Raw genomic sequence first — 24091 nt, 5'->3', positions numbered from 1 at the left:
AATATAATATAACCAATTTAAAAAATAGCAAGAATTATTCAGAAAATCCTGCTGGTCTCGGTTTGTTGAAGCCGCGACAATGGGTCGTGACTGCACAATTGCATAGTTTGGAGTATAGTCCGATTCATGAAAAAACGACTGGCTGTTCTCATGTTCTCTCTGGCAATGACCCCGGTCTTCGCGGATGAGCCGGTGATCACCGATGTCGCGGTCAAGAAAGTAGGGATGGTTTGGAATTTCAAAGTCACGGTTGAGCATCCTGACACAGGGTGGGATCACTATGCCGATGGCTGGGAAATTCTGGACAGTAACGGAAAGAAGATCGGGTATCGCAAGCTGTTGCATCCGCATGTTGAGGAACAACCCTTTACGCGGTCGCTGACCGGAGTTGTGATTCCGGATGGCACACGAGAGGTGTTTGTGCGGGCGAAGTGTTCGGTGGACGGATGGTCCAGCGAAAAAATCCGGGTTGAGCTTTCGCCGTAAGGTTTAGCGACGCCCTTCGAGAAGCCAACCGCCGACGACAAATCCAGACATGAGCAACAAGACCAGCCAAGGCGGCAGCAAATCTGTTTGCCGGACCGAGCGTGTCTCGTAAGCGCCACGTGGCGTTATGCCGATCCAGCCGCGACCGACCGCAGCGCGCCCTTCGCGAACGGCGCGCAAACGTGGCGTCCCATCGGACAGCGCGACAACGCCGCCGCCGGTGGCGTCCACGACGGGTTCCAGAGTTGTGGTGTCGGCAATGGTGTTCACGAACTCTACCGGGGCAGCGGGGCCCAGGCCAATCACGGCGGTGTGGTCTTGGTTCTCAAGCCGGTAGAGGCCGATATCGGGACCGTCATAGAGTGTCTCAAACCGGCCTGGCGAGACTTCTTCAAGCGACATTTCAATTTGTTCGCCACTCGGGGTAGTGATGATGACCGGTCCGACGGTGTCCTCGAGAGACCGACGGATGATGCGCATTTGCTGGCCGGTGGCTTCGGCCCAGAGCGCCTCTTCCTCCAACTCGGGTTCTTTCATCATCCAGTGTGCAAGGCGACGCAGCAGTTCCAGTTGCGGCCCGCCACCTTCGTAGCCACGGTTCCAAAGCCAGGCGTGATCCGAGGCCAGAAGCGCCACGCGACCTTCGCCAACGCGGTCAAGCACCAGCAGAGGACGATCATCGACTCCTGTCATGACGGCATCGCCAGAGGCTTGTTCCACTTCGATCTGGCGCATCCAGCGGCCCCATTCGGCACCAAATTCCTGTTCCAGACCGGACGTCACCGGGTGACGTTGGCCTAAGTCGGTGATGGACGGTCGGAAGCGTTCTTCAAGCACGCGGGCGGTAGGACGCGCTGGCAAAATGGCCTCCAGAGGGGTGCGAAAGAGGCTATCGGCGGAGGCGAAATCAGGGCCAGCGGCGATGAGCACAGCACCGCCGCCTTCGACATAGTTGCGCACGTTCTCCAAATAGACTGATGGCAGGATGCCGCGGCGCTTGTAGCGGTCAAAGATGATGAGGTCGAAATCGTCAATCTTCTCCAAAAAGAGCTGCCGGGTAGGGAAGGCGATGAGGGACAGTTCCCGGACAGGCACGCCGTCTTGTTTTTCCGGCGGACGCAGAATGGTGAAATGGACCAGATCCACCGAGCTGTCAGATTTCAGAAGGTTGCGCCAGGTGCGGCCACCGGCGTGAGGTTCCCCTGACACCAACAAAACCGAAAGCCGGTCGCGTACCCCGTTGATCTGCACCAGCACAGTGTTGTTGCGGTCCGTGAGTTCACCATCGACTGTGGGTGTCGAGAATTGTAGCACATTGCGCCCACCATGCGGCAGGCGCACGGGAAGGTCGATGTCTTCGTTCAGAGGGATCTGAAACCGTTGCGGGGCTTCTCCGTCAATGGACACATCGACCGAAACTATAGTCGCATCTGCAGGCGCCGCGCCCAGATCGGAGACGCGCAAGGTCATTGACATATCCTCGCCCAGAATGCCGAAGGCGGGGGCGTTATTGACCTCAATCTTGCGGTCCCAATCTTGTTCTTGGCCGGTGTGCAGAAGATGCAAAGGGGCTGGCATATCCGGTGTTCGATCGAGATCGTGCAGGCGGCCATCTGAGATCAGGATCCCCCCGGCAATGCGGCCACGGGGTTCTTCGGCCAGTGCCTCAGAAAGGGCCGTCATGAGGCGCGTGCCGGTGTTGTCCGGTCCATCGCGCAGGGTGATGCGGCGCAATTCGGTGTTGGGACGAGCCTCTATGGCGGTGGCGAGGGCATCGGCGGTTTCAGATGTGGTTGTGCCTCGATCAGCAAGGGTTTGGCTGGCGGTTTCGTCTTCAACCATGATGACGATGTCACTGAGCGGTTCGCGCTCTTCAAGTTGGTAGACCGGACCAAGAAAGGCGCCGATGATCACCAGACCGCCCAATGCGCGGAGCGGCCACCCGGACAGGCCACGCCAATAGGCAAAGGCGATGCCAACGACAAGCAAGACGGCCAGTGCTGCAATCAGCCAAATATTGAGCAGTGGATCAAAGAGGATGTTTCCGGTCATTGGCCCAACCTATCCAGAAGGGCCGGTACGTGGACCTGATCGGATTTGTAGTTGCCCGTCAGGACATGCATCACAAGATTCACGCCAAAGCGGTAGGCCAGTTCCCGTTGCCGTTCGCCAGCAAAGCCGCGCCCGACCGGGAATAGCGAGTTGCCCCTTGTATCCGTCGCCCAGGCCGAGGCCCAATCGTTGCCACCGATGACCACAGGGGTGACGTTGTCGTTGAGGTTTCGGAAGGGCATGCCTTCGACCTGTTCGGCATCCGGTGGTGCAGCTTCGACCCAAACGCCGCGGCCGGTGTGACGGCCCGGGAAGTCCTGTAGCAGGTAGAAGGTGCGTGTCAGCACATGGTCCTGCGGGATGGGTTCCAACGGGGGCACATCCAGCGAAGCGGCCAGGCGTTGTAGTTTTTGCCCGTTCGGAGAAGAGGCCCCGAAACTGGCGATATTGGCGTCGCGTGTGTCAAACAGGATCATGCCGCCGGTGCGCAGGTAGGTGTTGAGCTTGGCATAGGCTTCGGCGGAAGGGATCGGTTGATTTGGCGTAATAGGCCAGTAGAGGAGCGCGTAGACCGAGAGCTCATCGGTTTCCAGGTCAATGCCCACAGGCGTGTCTGGTTCCACCGATGTGCGGAAAAAGAGCGTCTCGCCCAAGCCGCGTAGTCCGGCCTGAGCGGTTTGATCGAGCTGTGGATCGCCCGTTAGGATGTGGCCCAGCACAACCTCTGAAGCCGCCAGGAGTGTTTTTTCCTCGGCTGTCAGGTCGCTTTGTGCATCAGCGGATTGCGGGGCGAGCATGACGGTCAGCAGGACAGCCGAAAGTGTGGCGCGTGCTGGGACCAATCGGCCTGAGAGGGCCAACGAGGCCATGATGTCGGCCATCAAAAGTGCCAATGCCGCGGCCAGAAGCCACCCGCCAAGTGGCGTTTCAGGCGCGCGTTCGAGGCCAAGAACCGGAACGTTTGCTGGCCATGTCGCAGGTTGAAGAACGGTTCCGGTATCGAGCACATTGAGCGCAAGGCGCCGGTCGGGGCCTTCATAGATGCCGGGGCGCAAATCCGGCCCGAGTGGGTCTTGCAGGAAATTTTCGCCATCGACACCCGGTAGGGTTCCGGCGTCGGTGAGTGCGCCAAAGCCATTGAGCACCTGAACGGGCTGCCACGTCGTGCCCTGCAGTTCGTTCAGGTCCGGAAGGGCCAGAGTCGAGGATACGGCGAGGCGTTCGAGCATCTGCACAAACACGCCGGAGAGTGGCAGAGTGGACCACTCGGCATTGGCGGTGATGTGGAAGAGCACAACCTGCCCCGCGCCGATGCGTTTGCGGGTGACAAGCGGTGTGCCGTCAGAAAGCTGGGCGATGACGCGTTCTGCCAAGGTCGGGTCGGGTTGTGCCATGACCTGCGCCGAGACGGTGATGTCTGGCGAGGGCGTGAGGCCAAAGAAGGGACTGTTCTCGGCGAACGGGGCCAGTTGCTTGGGTTCCCCCAGCTCATGGCACCGCCAACTGTGCGACCACCTGCGCGCAGGCGCACCGGGAGCAGTGGGCTTTCGGAACTGCGCGAGACGTCAGAGGCGGCAAGACGTGGGCCAGCAAAGCGCAAGAGCATGCCGCCTTCGTTGGCCCAGTCGAGAAGGGCTTCTTCTTCCGCTGTGGACAGGGTGGCGACATCGGCCAGCACGACGACGTCGGGGTTGGCAGGCAGGATATCGAGAAGGCTGCCTTCCAGAAGGTCTGCTGTGGGTTCCAGCGCCTGTTCGAGATAATGTAGCGGCGAGAGGAGTTCGAGGCCTTCGCGATCTTCGCGCCCGGCGATCAGGGCAACTTCGCGGCGTTTGAGGCTATCGTCGGTCAAGGTCACAGCGCCTGCATGCCGCTGGCCTGCAATCTCGAACCGGGTGAGGCGTGCGCGCAGCTCGGAGGGCAGCGAGAGCAGACCGGTGGCTTCCAGGTCATCGGGTTGGAATTGCAGGGTCAGGTCGGCCAAGACGCGCGAGACACCGGAGGGGTCGCGCCCATGGGCCTCGACCTGCACCGCACGCGGGGTGCCCGCAACAGCGCGCAGGCCTGTGATGCGGATATCGCCATCTTCGACAATAGCTGGCATGAGGGCGATGATGGGGACAGGGCTTTCATAAACAGTGACGGGGCCGCGATCTTCGAGTGCTTGCAAAAGCGTGTCGCGACCTGAGCGGTCAAGACCGTCAGACATCCAGCGGGTTTCGAAGTCCTCGTCTCCTAGCATACTGGCGGCGTCTGTCATCGTGGTTTCAGAGGCGGTCCACGGAGAGGGGGCCATGCCAGACAACCGGCTGCGCCATGCTTCTGCTGCCTGAAAGACGGGCGGCTCTGCATCCGAGAGGCGCATCATACCAACCGGACGCGCATCGCGGCCAGCCTCAGCGAGCATGGCATCGAGCAGTTCGGATTTTGCGGGCCAGTCGCGCGCGCTCGCCCAGCTTGCGTCCAGCACGATAAGAAGCGGCCCGGAGTTTTGCGTCTCAGCGGTCTGACGTGGGTTCAGGATGGGGCCCGCAAGCGCCACGATGGCGGCGGCCACGGCCAACATGCGCAGCAAGAGCAACCACCAGGGAGTGCGATCCGAGACAGTGTCGTCGTCTTTGAGACCCAACAGAAGCGCGACACCGGGAAAGCGCCGCCGGATTGGCGCAGGCGGTACCGCGCGCAGGATGATCCACAGAATAGGCAAGACCAGAAGTGCGGCCAGAAGCCAGGGTGTGGTGAAGCCGATTGCGCCGAGCGTCATCTGTGATGCTCCCCGTCAATGGCGTTATATAGCCACAGAACCGCGGACTGCGCGCTTTGGGACGTGTGGTGCAAGCCGTATTGCCAGCCGGTCGCCGTGCAAAGGGCCCGTAACTCGTCTTTGCGGGTGGCTAAGCGCGCCAGATAACGATCTCGTAATTCAGACGCTTTGAGCGTTTCATGCGCAAGGGTTCCGCCGACACTTTCAAAGATCGTGCGGCCGCGATACGGAAAGCTTTCTTCGGCTGGATCAAGAATTTGGTAAAGCGCGCCGCGCACGCCTCGATCAGCGGCGCTGGTCAGGGCCTCTTTGACCGGGTCCAGTTCGCCCAGGAAGTCCGACAGAAAGACTCCGCGCCCGTGGGAGAGCATTCCGGTGGTTTCGGGGGCGCCATAGTCGGCGCTGTCTTCGTGCATCAGCGCCATTGAGATGCGTTCGACTTGTGCTTCGCCGCGCCGCGGCGGCAGGTTCGCACCAGAGAGGCCGACACGTTCTCCGCCACGATTGAGAAGGATGGCCATGGCGAGGGCGAGAAGCCGCGCGCGATCGGATTTTTCGGGCAAAGCATCATCTGATGAAAACCGCATGGAGGCGGCACCGTCGACCCAAAGTGTGACGCTTTGGGCGATCTGCCATTCGCGTTGGCGCAGGAATTGACCGTCCGATTTGGCCGAGCGCCGCCAATCGATATGGCGCAACTCATCCCCGGCTTGCACGGGGCGGTATTGCCAGAAGTCATCACCCATGCCCGACCGTCTGCGCCCGTGTTCACCCAAGAGAACCGTACCCGCCAGATGCTCGGCCCGCGCGAGCAGCGCGGGGAATCTGGCGGCTTCGGCCTCGGCCTGAGCGCGGAGGGGCGCGATTGGGCTCACGCAGCGGCCTCGGATCTCGTAAAGGCCGTGACGGTTTCAGCGATAATGGCGTTCAACTCTTCACCACGTGCGCGAGCCGCGAAGTTCAGCGCCATGCGGTGGGTGAGGACCGGTTGCGACATCGCGGCCACATCGTCGGCATCAGGCGCGAGGCGACCATGCAACATCGCACGCGCCCTAACGGTGAGCATCATCGCCTGAGCGGCGCGCGGGCCAGGACCCCAGGCCACAGTCTCGCGGATTTTCTCTGAGGCTGAGGGGTCTTCGGGCCGGAAGGCACGGACGAGATCAATGATCTGTTCCATCACAGCTTCGCCGACAGGCATCCGGCGTAGCAGGTTTTGCGCGTCGATCAGGTCTTGTGGTGTGAACACTTCGTGAGATTCGGCTTCTGCCACGCCGGTGGTCGCCAAAATGATGTCACGTTCAGTCTCACGATCCGGGTAGGGCACGTCGATTTGCACAAGGAAACGGTCAAGCTGGGCCTCGGGCAGGGGATATGTGCCTTCCTGCTCAATCGGGTTTTGTGTGGCCAGCACGTGGAAGGGGGCGAGAGCAGGCGATCTTCGCCTGCGACAGACACTTTACGTTCCTGCATGGCTTGCAGAAGGGCCGATTGCGTCCGAGGGCTGGCGCGGTTGATCTCGTCCGCCATCAGCAGCTGGCAAAAGATCGGACCGGGGATGAATTTGAAAGCGCGGGTGCCATCAGCCCCGGTTTCCAGCACCTCAGACCCCAGAATATCGGCTGGCATCAGGTCTGGTGTGAACTGAATGCGGTTGGAGTTGAGGCCCATCACCGTGCTCAGCGTCTCGACCAGGCGTGTTTTTCCAAGGCCCGGCAAACCCACAAGCAGTCCGTGACCGCCACATAAGAGCGCCGATAGTGCAAGATCCACCACGCGTTCCTGCCCGATGAAGCGGCGGGTGATCGAGGCGCGCGCCTGCGCCAACTTGTCTTCCAGAGCTTCGATTCCCTTTAGAAGGTCCGCGTCGTCGGTCATGGAAAGTCTCCGTTTGGGTCTATATCATTTAGGTAGAATGTATCGTGTGTATTCAAAATGGCAAAAGCAATGAGCAAAGAGTCCATCACGACACCGTCAGCAGAGCGTTTGGCGGATGCTGCACGTGCAGCAGCGACCAAGGGATTGCCGCCTGTGCATCTGTGGAACCCGCCATTTTGCGGTGATCTTGATATGCGCATTGCGCGGGATGGCACGTGGTATTACCTCGGTTCGCCAATTGCTCGTGCTGGACTAATACGTTTGTTTTCCAACATTTTGCGGCGTGAAGATGGCAAATATTTTCTTGTCACACCCGTAGAGAAGGTTGGCATCACAGTGGATGATGCGCCATTTGTGGCGGTGGATTTTGAGGCAGCTGGCGATGGTGACGCGCAGGTTTTGGTTTTTGAGACAAATGTTGGAGACAAGGTCTTGGCGGGGACCGATACGCCGATCCGCTGCGACATTGACCCGGCCACTGGCGAACCGTCACCTTATGTTCACGTACGTGCAGGTCTTGAAGCGTTGATTGACCGCAAGTCGTTCTATCGGCTTGTCGAACTCGGGGAACATCACGACGAGGCCTTTGGGCTTTGGTCGGATGGGGTGTTCTTCCCAATTGCTGCTTCAGATGAGGTGGTCGTCAATTGAAGTGTTGCATGGTGGGTCAAATGTGAAATGCGCCGGCTGTGAGGCCGGCGCATTCTTGTTTGCTCAGTTACTTATGACAGGTCGAACCGGTCGAGGTTCATGACCTTTGTCCAGGCATTGACGAACTGCTCCACAAAGGCTTTGCCCGCGTCGGCTTGCGCATAGGCTTCGGCCAAGGCGCGCAGTTGCGAGTTGGACCCAAAGACCAGATCGACGCGCGTGCCGGTCCACTTCACCTTGCCGGTATTGCGGTCGCGGCCTTCGTATTCACCGTCCGATCCTTCGACCGGAGCCCACGCTACGGTCATGTCGAGAATGTTGGTGAAGAAGTCCGGCGTCAGTTGGCCAACGCGGTCAGTCAGCACACCATGGGTCGAGCCATTGGTGTTTGTACCCAAAACGCGCAGGCCCCCCACAAGAACGGTCATTTCCGGTGCGGTCAGCGTAAGCAGATGCGCGCGATCCACCAGCATTTCTTCAGCCGAGACGGCATAGCTTGTGTCCTGATAGTTGCGGAACCCGTCGACCTTGGGTTCCAGAACGGCAAATCCTTCGACATCGGTTTGCTCTTGGGTGGCGTCGACCCGACCAGGTGTGAAGGGCACGTTGATGTCATGGCCAGCAGCTTTTGCGGCTTGTTCTACGCCGACATTGCCTGCCAACACTATGAGGTCTGCCATGGAGACATTGGCCGAAGATTCGGATTGAATGCCTTCCAGAACGCCCAGCACTTTGGCCAGTTGTTCGGGTTGGTTAACGTCCCAATCCTTTTGCGGTGCCAGACGGATGCGCCCGCCATTTGCGCCACCCCGGAAGTCCGAGCCGCGATAGGTCGAGGCCGAGGCCCAGGCGGTGGCGACCATTTCCGAGACGCCGAGACCAGAGGCTGCGATCTTGGATTTGAGATCGGCGATGTCTGCGTCGCTGAGTGTGTCACCAGACGGTGCCGGCAGCGGATCTTGCCACAGGAAGTCTTCGGCGGGCACCTCTTTGCCCAGATACCGCGCTTTGGGCCCCATATCGCGGTGGATGAGCTTGAACCACGCCTTGGCGAAGGCATCGGCAAATTCATCCGGGTTTTCCAGGAAGTGGCGCGAGATTTTCTCGTATGCCGGATCCATACGCATCGCCATGTCGGCGGTCGTCATCATCGGCGCGTGCGATTTGGACGGATCATGCGCGTCGGGCACGGTGCCTTCGCCGCCGACGGCGCGCCACTGGTTGGCGCCTGCGGGGCTTTTGGTCAATTCCCATTCGTAGCCAAAGAGCGTCTCGAAATAGGAGTTGTCCCATTGTGTCGGAGTGGGCGTCCAGGCCCCTTCGATCCCCGATGTCACGGCGTCATAGCCCATGCCCGACCCATTGGCGTTTTTCCAGCCAAAGCCCATTTCCTCGATGGCTGATCCTTCGGGTTCAGCACCGACAAGCGCCGCATCACCATTGCCGTGTGCTTTGCCAAAGGTGTGACCCCCGGCTGTCAGGGCGACGGTTTCGTAGTCGTCCATGCCCATCCGCGCGAAGGTTTCGCGAATGTCACGGCCAGAGGCGACAGGATCAGGATTGCCATCAGGACCTTCGGGATTGACGTAGATGAGGCCCATTTGCACGGCGGCCAGTGGGCTTTCGAGCTCGCGATCGCCGGTGTAACGGCTATTGCCGAGCCATTCATCTTCCTTGCCCCAATAGATATCTTCCTCAGGCTCCCAGATATCTTCGCGGCCGCCGCCGAAGCCTGCGGTTTTGAAGCCCATGGACTCCATAGCAACATTGCCGGTTAGGACGAGAAGGTCAGCCCAGGAGATTTTGTTGCCGTATTTCTGTTTGATCGGCCACAACAGGCGGCGCGCCTTGTCGAGATTGCCGTTGTCCGGCCAGCTGTTGAGTGGTGCGAAACGTTGTGCGCCGGTGGAAGCTCCGCCACGGCCATCGCCGGTGCGATAGGTGCCAGCGGCATGCCAGGACATGCGCACAAACATTGGGCCATAATGGCCATAGTCGGCAGGCCACCATGGCTGGCTGTCGGTCATCAGAGCGGTAAGGTCAGCCTTCAGCGCGTCCCAATCAATCGATTCGAACTCGGATTTGTAGTCTACTGCGCCACCAAACGGATCGGTCTGCGGTGCGCTTTGGTTCAGAATTTTCAGGTTCAGCTGATTTGGCCACCATTCCCGTGGGCCTTGTACATCATTGGTTGTGTGCACGCTTACGCCGTGCATCACCGGGCATTTGCCAAGATCATTGCCGTCCATGGTCTTCTCCGATCAGTTGATTTGTCCGGTGCGCAGGCAAGGCACCGATGAGCGCAATATATAGCTCGATTGCGATAGATGGAATTTGTAATTTTTTATCTGTCTGATAACTTTATCTTATGGAAAATTTTACGCTCAAACAGCTCCGTTATTTTGAGGCTGTGGCCCTGCACGCGCATTTTGGACGAGCCGCAACTGCGTGCTCGGTGTCGCAGCCCGCAATTTCTGTGCAGATCAAAGAGTTGGAGGACGCGCTGGGTCAGCCTCTGTTTGAGCGGCAAGCCAGGTCGGTGCGGTTGACTTCTTTTGGCGAGGTTTTTGCTGACCGTGCCAAGGATATTCTGCGTGCGGTGGATGATCTGTCTGACTTGGCGCGCTCTTCGGGTGAGGATCTTGTTGGGCCATTGCGCATCGGCATTATCCCAACAATCGGGCCGTATCTTTTACCGCAGATCGTGAACGACCTTTCCGAGTCTTTTCCGCAAGCTGACCTGCGTATCCGCGAAACGCAGACCCAGTCACTGATTCAGGATCTCAAGAACGGCAATCTGGACGCGGCGTTGCTGGCTTTGCCGATTTCTGAGCCTTCCCTGATCGAATTGCCCTTGTTTTCAGAGCGATTTGTTCTGGTGCGACCCAAATCTGATGCGGCTAAGCCTGTACCAACAGGCCAGTCTTTGGCGCAAATGCGGCTTCTTTTGCTTGAGGAAGGGCATTGTTTTCGGGATCAGGCGCTCGATTTTTGCGGTATGCCATCGGCGCGGCCTAGCAAAACCATGGATGGAAGTTCTTTGTCCACATTGGTGCAGATGGTGGCAACTGGGCTGGGGGTCACGTTGATCCCGGAAATGGCGGTTGCTCTGGAAACAGGGGCCACAGATGTGTCTACTGCGCAGTTTCCCCAGCCAGAACCGAAAAGGACCATCGGACTCGTCTGGCGCGAGCGTTCTCCTCTTGAAAACCATCTGAAAAATGTGGCGCTGCGCATTCAAACGGCGGCTGCCCATAAGACATTAAAAAACCCCACTCCATCGGAAGCAGGGGCCAAATAGATTTTCGGGACGAGGGCGTATGGCGAACCCGCCATAGCTCCCGTCCCGAAGAATTCTGAAACGCGTTAACGTTTTAGAGTTTTGTTGAAACAGGCTCGGGCTCAATCGGCGCCGGTGCTGGTTCTTCTTGTTGCGCGCAAGCTGCTACGCCTACGGTTGCGACGAGTGCTGCAATCAGTGCAAGTTTATTTGTCATGTGAACAGTTTCCCTCCAAGTGACATTCCATACATTTCGTTAAAGGGAATCGTTGTCAACACTAAGGCTTTGCGATTAGGCGGATTCCCGTTGATGCGCGGCATTTTTGACAACGTTTCGCGCAAAAGTCACGGGTTAGTTTCCAAAATAGGTAACAACCTGTTGCAAATAAACAATTTCAGTGCGCTTCTGCCCAGTTTGCACCCTGTCCGGCGTCCACGACGAGGGGCACATCTATGTGCAATGCAGGCTTTGCCGCGTCTTGCATGACCTCTTTTGCAGTCTCTATGACATGCTCTTCTGCCCCGTTTTCGACCTCGAACAGCAATTCATCATGCACTTGCAGCAACATCTTGCAGGGAAGGTTCGAAATTACTTCAGGCATACGAATCATAGCCCGGCGAATGATGTCGGCTGCGGTGCCCTGTATCGGAGCGTTGATCGCAGCGCGACGCGCGAATCCTGCGCGTGGACCCTTGGCCGCAATCTCGGGCGTGTGGATTTTGCGGCCAAAGAGCGTCTGGACGTACCCGTGTGCCTTGGCGAACTCGACAGTGCTGTCCATATAGCTGCGAATACCGGGGAAACGTTCGAAGTACCGGTCGATGAAGGCTTGGGCCTCTGATCTGGGGATGCGCAGATTTCGAGCGAGGCCAAAGCCAGATATTCCGTAGATCACGCCGAAATTGATCGCCTTGGCGCGGCGGCGCACCTCGGGTGTCATGTCCTCCATCGGGACATCGAACATTTCGGATGCGGTCATGGCGTGAATGTCGAGACCATCTGAAAAAGCTTTTTTAAGAGCTTCGATATCCGCCATATGCGCCAAGATGCGCAGCTCAATCTGAGAGTAGTCGAGCGAGACAAGCGTGTTGCCGGGTTCTGGAACAAAAGCTTCTCTGATGCGGCGACCCTCTTCGGTTCGCACGGGAATGTTTTGCAGGTTTGGATCGGTTGAGGCCAGACGCCCGGTGGAGGCTCCGGTTTGCACATAGGACGTGTGTACGCGACCTGTGTCAGGGTCGATGTGATCTTGCAGTGCGTCGGTATAAGTGGATTTCAGTTTGCTGAGTTGCCGCCAGTCGAGAACGCGGGCGGGAAGCTCATGTTCTGTGGCGAGATCTTCAAGCACATCTGCGCCGGTCGCATAAGCCCCGGTTTTGCCTTTCTTACCGCCTTCGATCCCCATCTTGTCAAAGAGGATTTCTCCCAGTTGCTTGGGGGATCCCACATTAAAGCGTTCACCCGCCAGTTCATGAATCTCTGCTTCCAGCCCCGCCATTTTTTGAGCAAAGGCATTGGACATGCGACTTAGAGTTTCGCGGTCAACCTTGATCCCGTGACGCTCCATTTGCGCCAGCACAGGGACAAGTGGGCGTTCAAGGCGTTCGTAAACAGTTGTGACATGTGATTTGTGAAGTTGATGCTTGAATGTGTGCCAAAGCCGAAGTGTGATGTCAGCATCTTCGGCGGCGTATTTGACGGCCTCGTCAATGGGGACACGATCAAAGGTTATGGCGGATTTGCCTGTGCCCAAAAGTTCCTTGATTGGGATGGGAGTATGGGTCAGATAGCGCTCGCTGAGTGTGTCCATGCCGTGGTTGTGGATGCCGGAATTGAGTGCGTAGGACATCAGCATCGTGTCGTCGATGGGATGGATCGATATGTTGTATCGAGCCAGCACCTTGGCGTCGTATTTCATATTCTGCCCAATTTTGAGGATCGCCGGGTCTTCAAGGATGGGTTTGAGTGCGGCAAGTGTGTCTTCTAGGGGTAGTTGACCATCGAGAATTGCATCTGACCCGAAAAGGTCATCAGCATTTCCATCCTTGTGCTGAAGCGGGATGTAGCAGGCCTCACCAGGGACGACGGACAAGCAGATACCTACCAGATTCGCCTGCATTTCGTTGAGCGACGTTGTTTCCGTATCAAAGGCCACGTAGCCGCGGGTGATAATCTGGTCGATCCAGCGTTGCAGAGCATTGGTATCGGAGACGCGCTCGTATTTTTCCGAATCGATAGCGGGCCATTCTGGGGCGGTGTCTTCGGACGTGCTTGGCGCAGGTGCATCTGGTATCACCGGAGGCTCGACATCCAAAGCTTGGGAAATGCGTTTGGTCAGAGTGCGGAATTCCATTTCGGCCAGGAAAGCCAGCAGCCTGTCGGCGTCAGGGTCTCGCACCTCAAGATCATCGAGCGTGAAATCAAGCGGCGTGGCGCAGTCGAGTTGCACGAGGCGTTTGGACAGTTCGATCTGATCACGTTTCTCGATCAGGGTTTCCCGGCGCTTGGGCTGTTTGATCTCTTCGGCGCGATCGAGCAAGTCTTCGAGCGTGCCATACTCGTTGATGAGCAAGGCGGCGGTTTTCACGCCAATGCCGGGCGCGCCGGGCACGTTGTCCACGCTATCACCGGCGAGCGCCTGTACGTCCACGACGCGCTCCGGGCCAACACCGAACTTTTCCATGACGCCGTCGCGGTCGATGCGGCGGTTTTTCATAGCGTCGAACATCTCGACGCCACCGCCCACGAGTTGCATCAGATCCTTGTCAGAACTGATGATTGTGACGCGACCGCCGGCGTCTCGCGCTTGCACAGACAGGGTTGCGATGATGTCGTCGGCCTCAAAGCCTTCCAACTCTTTGCATGCGATGTTGAAAGCCTCTGTCGCCTGTCGCGTCAGCGGGATCTGTGGGCGCAAGTCCTCTGGCATGGCTTCGCGGTTGGCTTTGTATTCGGGGAACATGTCATTGCGAAACGTGTGACTGCCCTTGTCAAAGATCACAGCGACATGGGTGGGGGCATCGGGGCCGGTATTGTCCGAGATGTAGCGCTGCAACATGTTGCAGAAGCCCGAGACTGCGCCGATTGGAAGACCGTCGGATTTGCGGGTGAGCGGCGGCAAAGCGTGATAGGCACGAAAGATAAAGGCGGAGCCATCAATCAGGTGCAGATGATGCCCTTTGCCGAAATGTGTGCTCATCCTGGCCCCCGCCCTTTGCAAACTGGTGTTGCAAAACTATTGCCACGAAGCGGCGCGAGCTTCCACCCGGATTGCATCGAAAGCTGTCAGGCAGTTTCAGCTTGTTGATCGAAGAAAGAGGTAGAGGTGGGCTTTTCCGGGATCTCCATCTCGTAGGAGGAGCAGCGCACGCGCCCGGTTTCGACACCGCGCACAAGCTCATGCGTATGGCGGCTGGGTAGGTGATTGGCGCTGAGTTCAATCGCGTCTTCGGCGTAATAGGTGGCGATATAAAGCGTGCGCGGTTGATCCGAGAGGTTGGGGGCGGAGCCGTGCAGAAGGCTGGAATGCATCAAGCAGACAGACCCGGCTTTGCCGGTGCACTGTACGATGTCGTCCTTGTGCGTGTTCAGAACGTCATCTGAGACAGCGCCGGTGAACTGCCCGTTATGCCAATGCGAATAAAGCGGGCCTTTATGTGTACCGGGAACGACTTCAAGCGGGCCGTTTTCGAGTGTGACATCATCGACAAAGAGAAGGGCCGTGATCAGGTCATCGTTGGTCATCGGTTGAAACGAAAAGTCCTGATGAAACTTGATTTCCGTTGCGGCGCCCGGCTGCTTGGAATTTACCTTGCCATGGTGAAAGCGCAGGTTGGGGCCGATCAAGTCAGCAACCATATCGACGGTTTGGGCCGTGCGCATGGTGTTGAGAAAGACATCCGAGACTTCTTCTGGGGACTGCACCCGGCGCAAGGCAGGAGTTTCGGCGCTGTGGCCCGGTTCAACGGAGAACCGCGCGCGGCCATCCATGGTCTCGCCATAGTCGTTCTGGTGAGCACGGCTTTCTTCGATCCAGCCCTCGAACTCTTCGCGCATGGCGGCAAGTTGATCTGGACTGACGGCGTTCTCAACAGTGAGCACACCATCGCGCCAAAACGCATCGATCTGTGTTTGGGTCAGCACGGTCATTGGCGTTTCTCCGCATACTCCAACTCGAATGGAACATGGGGGACAAGGCGTATGTCAATGCTGTTTCAGCGCCATGAGGCAGGAAGGATGTCGGTTTCAGACTTTGCCTTCAAAATCCTTGTGAACCAGCTTGGCGTCACAATAGGGGCATTCCACAAAGCCGGTGTCATGGGGAATGGAAAGCCACACACGCGGGTGGCCCAACGCGCCTTCACCTCCGTCACAGGCCACACGGTAGCTGTCGACAATACGTGTTTCGGGGGCTTCGGTCACCATTGATGGATTTCCTTTTGGCTTCATGTTCCCTAAATCGCGACTATATCCAAGCGTGGGCCGGGGACAAGGGTTGCAATGCCATCACATGCGATAGAAATACGAGGGTTGCAAAAGACTTATCCGGGCGGACGGCAGGGACCGGCAAAGGCGGCATTGAAGGGCGTTGATCTTGATATTCCGGCGGGATCCATCTTTGGCTTGCTTGGGCCGAACGGCGCGGGCAAGTCGACGCTGATCAATATTCTGGCGGGTCTCGTGGTGAAATCGGCGGGGAGCGTGCGTATTTGGGGGTTTGACCAAGACGTCAATCCGCGCCAAAGCCGGGCGGCGATTGGAGTGATGCCGCAGGAATTGAACCTAGATCCATTCTTTACACCGCGCGCCGCATTGGGAGTGCAGGCCGGGCTTTATGGGGTGCCGAAGGCGCGGCGTCAGAGCGACGAGATCCTCGCCATGGTGGGATTGTCCGATAAAGCCGAGGCTTATGCGCGGACACTTTCCGGGGGTATGCGTCGGCGGCTGTTGCTGGCCAAGGCTTTGGTGCATCAGCCGCATGTTCTGGTTCTGGATGAGCCGACGGCAGGTGTGGACATCGAGCTGCGGCAAATGCTTTGGCAGAACATTCGCAAGCTCAATGAAGAGGGGATGACGATCATCCTGACGACGCATTACCTTGAGGAAGCCGAGGAGATGTGTGACGAGATCGCAATTATTGATCAGGGCAGTCTTGTGGCGCGTGACAGCACGGCGAACCTTTTGGGGCAGCTTGATGCGCGATGTCTTGTGGTCGTGCCAGAGCAGACGCCCGGCCTTATGCCAAATCTGCCGGGTCTGGATGTGTCTGAAAGAGACACCGGCGAACTTGCCCTGTCTTACAGAGGGTCTGTTTTAACCGCGGATGCCGTTTTGGAAGCCGTGCGCGCAGCCGGTATCGTGATCCGGGATGTGCGTACTGAGCAGGCCAATCTAGAAGATGTCTTCTTGTCGTTGACCGGGTCGCACTAGGGTTTGCCGGTCCCGTTCAGGCGCTCTTCGATGGATTGCAGGCGCTTGAGAACCTCATCACGGTACTCATCCGTGCGTTCGGCATCTTCGACACCATGTGCTTCCTGCATAGAGTTTACGATCAGACCCACCACGAGGTTCACAGTGGCAAAGGTTGTCACAAGGATGAAGGGCACGAAAAACGCCCACGCATACGGATAGACCACCATGACAGGCCGCACGATACCCATGGACCAGCTTTCGAGCGTCATGATCTGAAAGAGTGAATAGGCCGAGCTTCCTATGGTGCCGAACCAGTCCTGAAAGTTTGCCGCTTGTTCCGGTGTGCAAGAGCTGCAATCGCCGCCAAAGAGCTTGGTCGCCATGACCGAGCCAATGTAGAAAATGATGCCCATCAAAAGAAATACTGAGCCCATCCCTGGTAAAGCGCTCATCAATCCTTCGACCACGCGGCGCAGGGATGGCATGACTGAGACAACGCGCAATAGACGCAAGATGCGCAGCGCGCGTAGAACGCTTAGTCCCTGTGCGGATGGAACCAAAGAAATGCCGACAATGATGAAATCGAAAATGTTCCAGCCATCGCGGAAAAACGAGAGGCGATAGACGAACAACTTCAGCAGAAGCTCCATCACAAAAATGCCCAGGCAAATGGTATCGAGCATCTCGATGACCGGGCCCATTTTGCCCATGACCGTTTTGGATGTCTCTAACCCTAAGATGACGGCATTGAACAGGATCACGCCGAGGATGAAGTTCCTGAACGTGAAAGATTCCACCAGTTTCCTGATGCGAGACTGCTCTGGTGTGTCACTTATGGATGTGCTTTGGCTCATGGGGGTGGATATGTATCACCCGAACCATGCCTTCAAGATGGCGAAAAATTGGCGCGTGGGTGAGTGTGGCATCTGCCACTCACTGTGGTTTGGAGATCATACGACCCAGTCCACGGCCTCCAAGGATGTGCAGATGGTAATGTGGCACATCCTGTACCCCGGCCTCTCCGGCATTTGAGATCGTGCGGTACCCGCTTTGACCATCTCCCGGTGAGACACCCGTCATCTCGCAGACTTTGGCCGTGGCCCTGATGAAATCAATGATTTCTACCTCGCTGGCCTCGGCCGCGAAATGGTCGTGGCACACATAAGCACCTTTGGGGATGACCAAAACATGCACGGGTGCCTGCGGCTGAATGTCGTTGAAAGCCAGCGTATGCTCTGTTTCCAGCACGGTGTTGTTGGGAATCTCGCCGCGCAAGATTTTAGCAAAGATGTTCTGGTCGTCATAAGAGTAAGGCATGGCGTCTCTCAGTCAGCGAAAAGATGATCTGTTTGGGCGATTTCAAGCGCCTTGTCGGGCGCGATCTTTAGGAAGTTTTCAATTTGTTCGGCGTTGGCGTCGGATGGGTTTGACTGCTTCAAAATCAAGTGGTTCTCAAATTCCGCGTCACGGATGCGGTCGGATTCGAAGTTTATGTCACCCCGGATCGTGGGCAAGAGACGCTCTAGAGTTTCGCGCGGCGTGCGTTCCCCAGCAAGACCCACACGCTTGGCGTGGCCGATCAAGTAGTCGTCGGTGAAGTCACATTGGATTTCCAACATCCGGGTTGTGGATCGGTCGCTGTTGAAGTCTTCCAAAAGATCGATGTTTCCGGGGTCCATACAAACGATGAGTCGGTCTGTTTCAAAATAGTCAAACAGCATGCGCATAAGCGCCCTGCGGTGACGTGTGCGTTTGCCTAGAGAGCCCTGAATGCCACCAAGGTCAGGTAGCGGAGTGTCGTCTTCATTAAAAAGATATTCCACGGCTGGAACATTGGTCACTTGTTTGATGCGAGCCAACAGGCGCTTGGCCACGTGCCATTTCTTACACACCAGGATCATCAGCTCGCGTTCGCGGCCCAGGGTGCTTTCGGTTTCCCAAAATCGCAGGGCAAAACGACGCCCGATGCGACCGCGCCCCGAGAGAAACTTAAAAAGACTGCGCCCTTCATCGGAAATTTTGAACTCCGCGTCATCATCGGCGTAGAGTGCGCCCAGCCGTGTTTTAAGTTCGGTGGCCTCAGGGCTGATTTTTCGCGCGAAGAGCGCATCCTGACTCAGCAATAGATCGTAATGATCATTGTAGAAAGTGACCGGCATTCCATAGTCAGTAAACATCAGAAACGTGAGTGTCCTCGTGCGGATTTCAGTTTCCGGGACGAGGTGGCGGACTATGGTTTGAAAAAACGTCTCGTCTGGGATCCAAGTGGTGCGGAAAAAACGCATTACATCTCGGCGTTTGCGGGTAAAATCCAAAATCCATTCGATCGTACGACGACGCAGGCACCACCATTGGCTTCCGATCATGATCTGGATGTCAGATGGAATCTTACGGGTCAGTCCTAGCTTTTTTTGCAGGTTAAACGAGGTGTAGAAAAGTTTCTTGTTCTTGCGCTCGTTGAAGAAATGCCGGTAGATCAGCCGCTCTTCCTTCATGCCCGTTTTGATCCAGTCGCTGGCGAAATAGTCAAAACTTTCGATGTAATCCATGTCATCGCGGTCAAGGAATTCATGGGAAAAGCGAGCGGACTTAATCGCGGCGCAGTCCCCCGACAGCATGTAGAAATGTGTGGCACGCGGGAACTTTTCGACTGCTGCTTCTATGGCGTTGAGCGTCGCCTGAACAAGCGACCATTCCCCCCAGCCGCATTTGATCCGTTTTTTGGCAAAGGTGACGTTTGGATTGTCGGCCAATGCGGTTTGGATTTTTTGATAAGCCATGGCATCGGCGCGCGCATCAAAATGAATCGCCATGTAATCACCGGCGGCCGTGAGCATATTGGCTTGCCCAATGATGGCATCCGGGTCTTTGTGACACAGAAGAATAAAGGCGATTTTAGCCATATCTCAGCGAAGGTCTGCTCTTTTTGCGTTTGCCTATAGTGATAGTCGTGAACAGGCGTTGAATAAACAGCCTTTCTTTGGTTTTTTGTTGGATATAGTTTGGTAAGACCCGACAAAGGCAAAAGAACGGGTTTGGAGGCAGGGAATGGGCTTTCCCGGAACTTGGATGACGGAAAGCGAGAGCGTGGTTTACCGCGTTGTGCCGAAATGTGCGTGCTCGACCATCGGTCAGATCATGTATTACTCCGACCATGGTGCCTTCTTTGATGGCGACATTCACGATGCCGTGGATGGGTTGCACAAATGGGCGCGTGAAGACAGTCAGCCTTTGATCAAGGCAAATGTGCGCACGCACACGTCTTATGCTTTTACCTGTGTGCGGAACCCCTACACCCGCATCCTGAGTTCGTTTTTCGACAAGATTTGCGGCATTCAGCGCAATGGAAAACGTTACCGCGGCAAGCTGGTGCCGCTGCTCATTCAAAAATACGGCATTGATGTTGGCGGTGAGGATGGCAAGCAGGAGTTTGACCAGATCAAGAGCTTTCGGCGTTTCCTGCTCTTTGCGCGGGATACCATTCGGTGGAAGCGTCCGATGGATCCGGATATTCACTGGTCGTCGATGTCAGGGCATGTCTCGACCTTCATCGTGAACGGTGGGACCTATGACAAAATCTTTTGGACTGAACAATTTAATGATGGCATGGGTCAGGTTCTAAAAGAGATAAAAACGCCCAAGAAAATTGATCTGAAGAAAATTCCGCGCTTTAACGAAAGCGAAGGGCATGGCCCCAAGCGCGCGCATCCGGTGGAAGATTATTTTGACGATTTATCGATGCACCTGATCAAAGAAATCTATCACCGTGATTTTGAGCTCTTCAAATACGACTTCGACAATCCGGCCAACAAGATGCCGATTGGTGAGATTGATTTGGCCGAGGTTCACGCGAAACTGGGTGAGTAAGCGGGAAATTCGAAATTTTCCGTTTCATTTTCTTCATGGGAAAATGGCATCTATCAGATTAGGCTGCTCTTTTCGAACTTCGCTTTGACATCCGCCTCCGGTCGCGCGCCGTAGTGGCCTATGACTTCGGCTGCCGCTACACAGCCCATGCGGCCCGCAATCTCCAGCGAAACACCTGTTGCCAGGCCATAGATGAAACCCGCTGCGAACTGATCGCCTGCACCGGTTGTATCTATCGGGGGCACTTCATGCACAGGAACAGTGATGGTGTCGTCGCCTTCGACAATCACGACATCATGGCCTGAGCGGGTGCAGACGATGAGTTTACTTTCCGAGGCTGCCGCCTCAAGTGCCGCGCCCAGATCGTCTGTCTCATAAAGCGAACGCCATTCGTGTTCGTTGCCGATGACGACATCAAGTTCTCGCGCGATCTTACGGAAATCGGCACGATGGCGGTCAACGCAGAATGGATCGGAAAGGGTGATCCCGGCCTTGCCGCCGGCTTTCCGACAGGTCCTTGCAGCGCTGAGCAGGGCGTCTTTGCCTTTGTCCTTGTCGTAGAGATAGCCTTCGAGAAAGAGCAGTTGCGTAGCTGCAGCTACGGCATGGTCCACATCATCGGTGCTCAGTTCTGTAGAGATGCCCAGGTAAGTGTTCATTGACCGCTCTCCGTCCGGTGAGACGAAGATCATTGAGCGTGAGGTTGGTAACTCGCCATTGGTTACGGGGTCGTTGATAAATGCTGTTCCGCTCTCTTTCATACCTGCGATATAGTCTCGCCCAGCCTCATCATCGCTAACGCGTCCGATAAAGGCTGTATCAAGACCCAAAGCTCCGATGCCTGCGATGGTATTGGCGACAGATCCCCCTGCCATTTGCGTTCGGTTTTCCATGTTATCATAGAGAAACGCGCAGCGGTCTTCATCGATCAGTTGCATCACGCCTTTTTCGATGCCCATGCGGCTTAGGAAATTATCGTCAGCTTGGCTAATGATATCGACGACGGCATTGCCGATGCCAACAACGTGGTACTTTGTCATAGAGTTTTGTCCTCGAATGGGCAGAGATCACGGATAAGACAGGCGGCGCATTTTGGTTTGCGCGCGACGCATATGTAGCGGCCATGCAGGATAAGCCAGTGATGGGCGTGTAGTTGGAAATCAGCGGGGATGTGGTCTTCGATTGCGCGTTCAACGGCATCGACATCTTTGCCGGGGGCAATCCCGGTGCGGTTTCCTACGCGAAAGATATGGGTGTCCACCGCCTGTGCTGGATGGTGCCACCACATGTTGAGCACGACATTGGCTGTTTTGCGCCCAACGCCTGGTAAAGATTGCAGGGCGGCCCGGGAATTGGGCACCTCGCCGCCATAATCCTCAACCAGAATGCGCGAGAGCTTCATCACATTCTTGGCCTTGTTGCGATAGAGGCCAATGGTCTTGATATGCTCAATCAATTGCTCTTCGCCCAGATCGAGCATCTTCTGTGGCGTGTCGACTTTTTCGAACAGCGCTTTGGTTGCCTTGTTCACCCCTGCATCGGTGGCTTGCGCCGAAAGGGCGACCGCAACGACAAGCGTATAGGCGTTGACGTGATGCAATTCACCTTTGGGTTCGTCTTCGGCATCGCGAAAGCGGGTGAAGATTTCGCGGATGGTGTGGTAGTCGAGTTGCTTGGCCATAACCGCCTTTTGCCGGAAGGCCGAGGAGGGAGCAAGTGCGCGTCAACACTATTGAAACCGGAGCCTGTCATTGTGCGCCAGGTTTTAAGTGGTGTGAGTTATGGCGACGTACGAGTTCTACATCTACAACACCAGTGCGGTGTCCTATAACTCCGGGACTGGCAACTTCGATTTCAGTTCCAGCTATACGGCCGACAATGGCCGATATCGGATTGCTGTGACTGATGATGATGCAACGGGGCATGTCTCTGGCGATACGACACAGTCAGCTGTCGTCTATGATACATCAGGAAATGTCGTCGCAAGTGGAACTCTGGAGTTGCCTGCATATGCAGAGCTTTCTGGACCTGGCGGATACATTTATCTGGATCGCTTCGAGGTTAATGGCGTTCATGTCGGCTATGCCTCCAGTGAACAACTGACACCGGGGAGCAGCTACGTCGTTACAGATACCTACTCCACCGATGTCTCGTATTCCTATTTTGAGGGAAATTCGATTCCATGTTTTGCACAAGGCACAAAGATAGAAACCGACCAGGGTTACCTAAGGGTTGAAGACATTGTGGCAGGAACACGCGTGCGCACGCTTGATGATGGACCCCAAGAGGTACTGTGCCATTTCATAACCCCAGTGTCGCTACCGCGTTTGCTGCTGTCGCCCAAACTTTGGCCGGTGTCTGTTCCAAACGGACAAAACGGCGGCGGGGATCTTTGGGTGTCGAAAGACCACAGGATTTTGTTGCGCGAGCCTTTGATCAATTTGTACTTCGGATATGAAGAAGTCCTTGGTCCTGCAGAAGGTTATGGGCGCTGCCCACCCAATCCTTCGAGATGGCCGGGTGGTATTCAATATCATCACCTTCTGTTTAAAAGGCACCAAATCATCAGAGCCAATGGTCTTTGGGTCGAAAGCTTTTTTCCAGGTAAAGAAGCAATGCAACGGTTGTCGAGAAAAGACCTTGAGCATGCGAAGGCGGCGTTGGGTGACGCGCTATTCGAGATGGAAACTGCACGTCCATGCCTGAGTTTGAGGGAAATGCATGCTTTCATGCGGTTGGGCGGATCACGTTCTGTTAATCGACATGTCGCGCCACAGATGCGCAATATTCGGGTCGCAGGGGGCATATGATTGGCTTAACTTCGGATCATCTAACCAATGAGGTCCGCCATGAATGTTCCTGCCCACGATGGATACCATTTTAACGTTATGCGACGCGCGATCGATTTGATTGATGACGCGGACCCAAAGCTTTCGCTGAATGAGTTGGCCGAAAAAATGAACATGAGTCCTGCTCATTTCCAACGGGTCTTTACGCAATGGGTGGGTGTGTCGCCAAAGCGGTATCAACAGTATCTGGCATTAGGACAAGCCAAAGACATGCTGGCCGAACGGTTCACAACGCTGGATACGGCCCACGAGCTGGGGCTGTCCGGGACAGGGCGGCTCTATGATCTTTTCTTGCGCTGGGAAGCAATGAGTCCGGGTGAATTTGCCCGCAAAGGTGAGGGGCTCACGGTCTATTGGGGATGGTTTGACAGCCCTTTTGGATTGTCGCTTGTGATGGGAACGCAGAAGGGCATCTGTGGTATCGGCTTTGCCAATGAAACCACCGAGGAGGCCACGATGGGGGATTTGATGTCCCGTTGGCCCAAAGCCGCTTTCGTGGAGGATCCCATGATGCTGCGACCTTGGGTGCTGAATGCTTTTGGCGCAGGCGACCAAGCTGAGGAGAAAACACCTCTCTACATGATTGGTGCGCCGTTTCAAATCAAGGTTTGGGAAGCTTTGCTGCAAATCCCATCGGGGCATGTCACGACCTACTCAGAAATTGCCGAGGCGATTGGCCACCCCAAGGCCGTGCGGGCCGTCGGCACGGCAGTCGGCCGCAATCCAGTGAGTTTTTTGATTCCATGCCATCGCGCGTTGCGTAAATCGGGTGGTCTTGGCGGATATCACTGGGGCCTTCCGGTCAAGCGTGCGATCCTGGCATGGGAGAGCGCGCGGGTCGATGCTTGACC

18 protein-coding genes and 2 pseudogenes are annotated in these 24091 nt (G+C 56.4%); 7 read left to right on the top strand and 13 right to left on the bottom strand.

The features are described from left to right. Positions 1 to 126: 126 nt before the first annotated feature. Positions 127 to 486, top strand: a complete 360-nt coding sequence (locus RZ517_RS17825) for a hypothetical protein (RefSeq protein WP_338549455.1) — start codon at positions 127 to 129, stop codon at positions 484 to 486. Between the two features lie 3 nt (positions 487 to 489). Here the strand turns inward: RZ517_RS17825 and RZ517_RS17820 are convergent, their stop codons facing one another. The 4 genes and pseudogenes from RZ517_RS17820 to RZ517_RS17805 form a co-directional block, all read right to left on the bottom strand. Next, complete coding sequence (locus tag RZ517_RS17820) at positions 490 to 2538, bottom strand: hypothetical protein (RefSeq protein WP_338549454.1); 2049 nt, start codon at positions 2536 to 2538, stop codon at positions 490 to 492. Then, positions 2535 to 5302: pseudogene (locus RZ517_RS17815) on the bottom strand (DUF4159 domain-containing protein). Before RZ517_RS17815 ends, RZ517_RS17820 begins: the two are co-directional and overlap by 4 nt. Further along, a complete protein-coding gene (locus RZ517_RS17810) occupies positions 5299 to 6177 on the bottom strand; it encodes a DUF58 domain-containing protein (RefSeq protein WP_338549453.1) in 879 nt (292 codons plus the stop codon). The pseudogene RZ517_RS17815 and the gene RZ517_RS17810 overlap by 4 nt, the downstream one beginning before the upstream one ends. Further along, positions 6174 to 7180 (bottom strand): annotated as a pseudogene (locus RZ517_RS17805) (AAA family ATPase). Before RZ517_RS17805 ends, RZ517_RS17810 begins: the two are co-directional and overlap by 4 nt. A gap of 69 nt (positions 7181 to 7249) precedes the next feature. On the opposite strand from RZ517_RS17805, the gene RZ517_RS17800 reads away from it, so the two are divergent. Continuing rightward, a complete protein-coding gene (locus tag RZ517_RS17800) occupies positions 7250 to 7831 on the top strand; it encodes a DUF1285 domain-containing protein (RefSeq protein ID WP_338549452.1) in 582 nt (193 codons plus the stop codon). Between the two features lie 71 nt (positions 7832 to 7902). On the opposite strand, the gene katG is transcribed toward RZ517_RS17800, so the two are convergent. Continuing rightward, positions 7903 to 10080: a catalase/peroxidase HPI gene (katG, locus tag RZ517_RS17795; RefSeq protein WP_338549451.1), complete on the bottom strand. Its 2178-nt coding sequence runs from the start codon at positions 10078 to 10080 to the stop codon at positions 7903 to 7905. Between the two features lie 119 nt (positions 10081 to 10199). Here katG and RZ517_RS17790 point away from each other — a divergent pair, with 119 nt between their 5' ends. Beyond that, on the top strand, positions 10200 to 11132 hold the full coding sequence (locus RZ517_RS17790; protein ID WP_338549450.1) for a LysR substrate-binding domain-containing protein: 933 nt from the start codon (positions 10200 to 10202) through the stop codon (positions 11130 to 11132). Positions 11133 to 11506: 374 nt separating this feature from the next. Here the strand turns inward: RZ517_RS17790 and polA are convergent, their stop codons facing one another. From polA to RZ517_RS17775, 3 genes are all read right to left on the bottom strand, one after another. Then, positions 11507 to 14311 carry a DNA polymerase I gene (gene polA / locus RZ517_RS17785; RefSeq protein WP_338549449.1) on the bottom strand — a complete coding sequence of 935 codons (2805 nt, stop codon included), beginning with the start codon at positions 14309 to 14311 and terminating at the stop codon, positions 11507 to 11509. A gap of 86 nt (positions 14312 to 14397) precedes the next feature. Then, positions 14398 to 15261, bottom strand: coding sequence for a phytanoyl-CoA dioxygenase family protein (locus tag RZ517_RS17780; protein ID WP_317056629.1), 864 nt, complete (start codon positions 15259 to 15261; stop codon positions 14398 to 14400). A gap of 96 nt (positions 15262 to 15357) precedes the next feature. Next, a complete protein-coding gene (locus RZ517_RS17775; protein ID WP_317056630.1) occupies positions 15358 to 15537 on the bottom strand; it encodes a zinc-finger domain-containing protein in 180 nt (59 codons plus the stop codon). 75 nt (positions 15538 to 15612) lie between these two features. On the opposite strand from RZ517_RS17775, the gene RZ517_RS17770 reads away from it, so the two are divergent. Beyond that, a complete protein-coding gene (locus tag RZ517_RS17770) occupies positions 15613 to 16542 on the top strand; it encodes an ABC transporter ATP-binding protein (protein WP_338549448.1) in 930 nt (309 codons plus the stop codon). Here RZ517_RS17770 and RZ517_RS17765 read toward each other — a convergent pair. The 3 genes from RZ517_RS17765 to RZ517_RS17755 all read right to left on the bottom strand — a co-directional run bounded on the left by RZ517_RS17765 (position 16539) and on the right by RZ517_RS17755 (position 19427). After that, on the bottom strand, positions 16539 to 17378 hold the full coding sequence (locus RZ517_RS17765; RefSeq protein ID WP_338549447.1) for an ion transporter: 840 nt from the start codon (positions 17376 to 17378) through the stop codon (positions 16539 to 16541). The genes RZ517_RS17770 and RZ517_RS17765 overlap by 4 nt on opposite strands. Positions 17379 to 17457: 79 nt before the next feature. Next, positions 17458 to 17841 carry an HIT domain-containing protein gene (locus RZ517_RS17760; protein WP_338549446.1) on the bottom strand — a complete coding sequence of 128 codons (384 nt, stop codon included), beginning with the start codon at positions 17839 to 17841 and terminating at the stop codon, positions 17458 to 17460. Between the two features lie 8 nt (positions 17842 to 17849). Then, positions 17850 to 19427, bottom strand: coding sequence for a DUF5928 domain-containing protein (locus RZ517_RS17755; RefSeq protein ID WP_338549445.1), 1578 nt, complete (start codon positions 19425 to 19427; stop codon positions 17850 to 17852). Positions 19428 to 19572: 145 nt separating this feature from the next. Here RZ517_RS17755 and RZ517_RS17750 point away from each other — a divergent pair, with 145 nt between their 5' ends. Beyond that, on the top strand, positions 19573 to 20391 hold the full coding sequence (locus tag RZ517_RS17750) for a sulfotransferase family protein (protein ID WP_338549444.1): 819 nt from the start codon (positions 19573 to 19575) through the stop codon (positions 20389 to 20391). Between the two features lie 53 nt (positions 20392 to 20444). Here the strand turns inward: RZ517_RS17750 and RZ517_RS17745 are convergent, their stop codons facing one another. Together RZ517_RS17745 and nth are read right to left on the bottom strand one after the other, a co-directional pair. Continuing rightward, the gene (locus tag RZ517_RS17745) at positions 20445 to 21431 is read right to left on the bottom strand and encodes an adenosine kinase (protein WP_338549443.1); all 987 of its coding nucleotides are present in this window, start codon (positions 21429 to 21431) and stop codon (positions 20445 to 20447) included. Beyond that, positions 21428 to 22072 (bottom strand): endonuclease III, encoded by a 645-nt coding sequence (nth, locus tag RZ517_RS17740; protein WP_338549442.1) that lies wholly within the window; start codon positions 22070 to 22072, stop codon positions 21428 to 21430. Before nth ends, RZ517_RS17745 begins: the two co-directional genes overlap by 4 nt. Before the next feature lie 100 nt (positions 22073 to 22172). Between nth and RZ517_RS17735 the strand changes: the two genes are divergently transcribed. Both RZ517_RS17735 and RZ517_RS17730 read left to right on the top strand, forming a co-directional pair. Then, a complete protein-coding gene (locus RZ517_RS17735; RefSeq protein WP_338549441.1) occupies positions 22173 to 23201 on the top strand; it encodes a Hint domain-containing protein in 1029 nt (342 codons plus the stop codon). A gap of 39 nt (positions 23202 to 23240) precedes the next feature. Further along, the gene (locus RZ517_RS17730; protein WP_338549440.1) at positions 23241 to 24089 is read left to right on the top strand and encodes a bifunctional helix-turn-helix domain-containing protein/methylated-DNA--[protein]-cysteine S-methyltransferase; all 849 of its coding nucleotides are present in this window, start codon (positions 23241 to 23243) and stop codon (positions 24087 to 24089) included. The last annotated feature ends 2 nt before the right edge of the window (positions 24090 to 24091 follow it).

It is taken from the genome of Roseovarius sp. S88 (genome assembly GCF_037023735.1).
In the GTDB taxonomy this organism is placed as follows: domain Bacteria; phylum Pseudomonadota; class Alphaproteobacteria; order Rhodobacterales; family Rhodobacteraceae; genus Roseovarius; species Roseovarius phycicola.
Note: the sequence above shows the minus strand (reverse complement) of the source record. Positions and strands in the feature narration are given on the sequence as shown.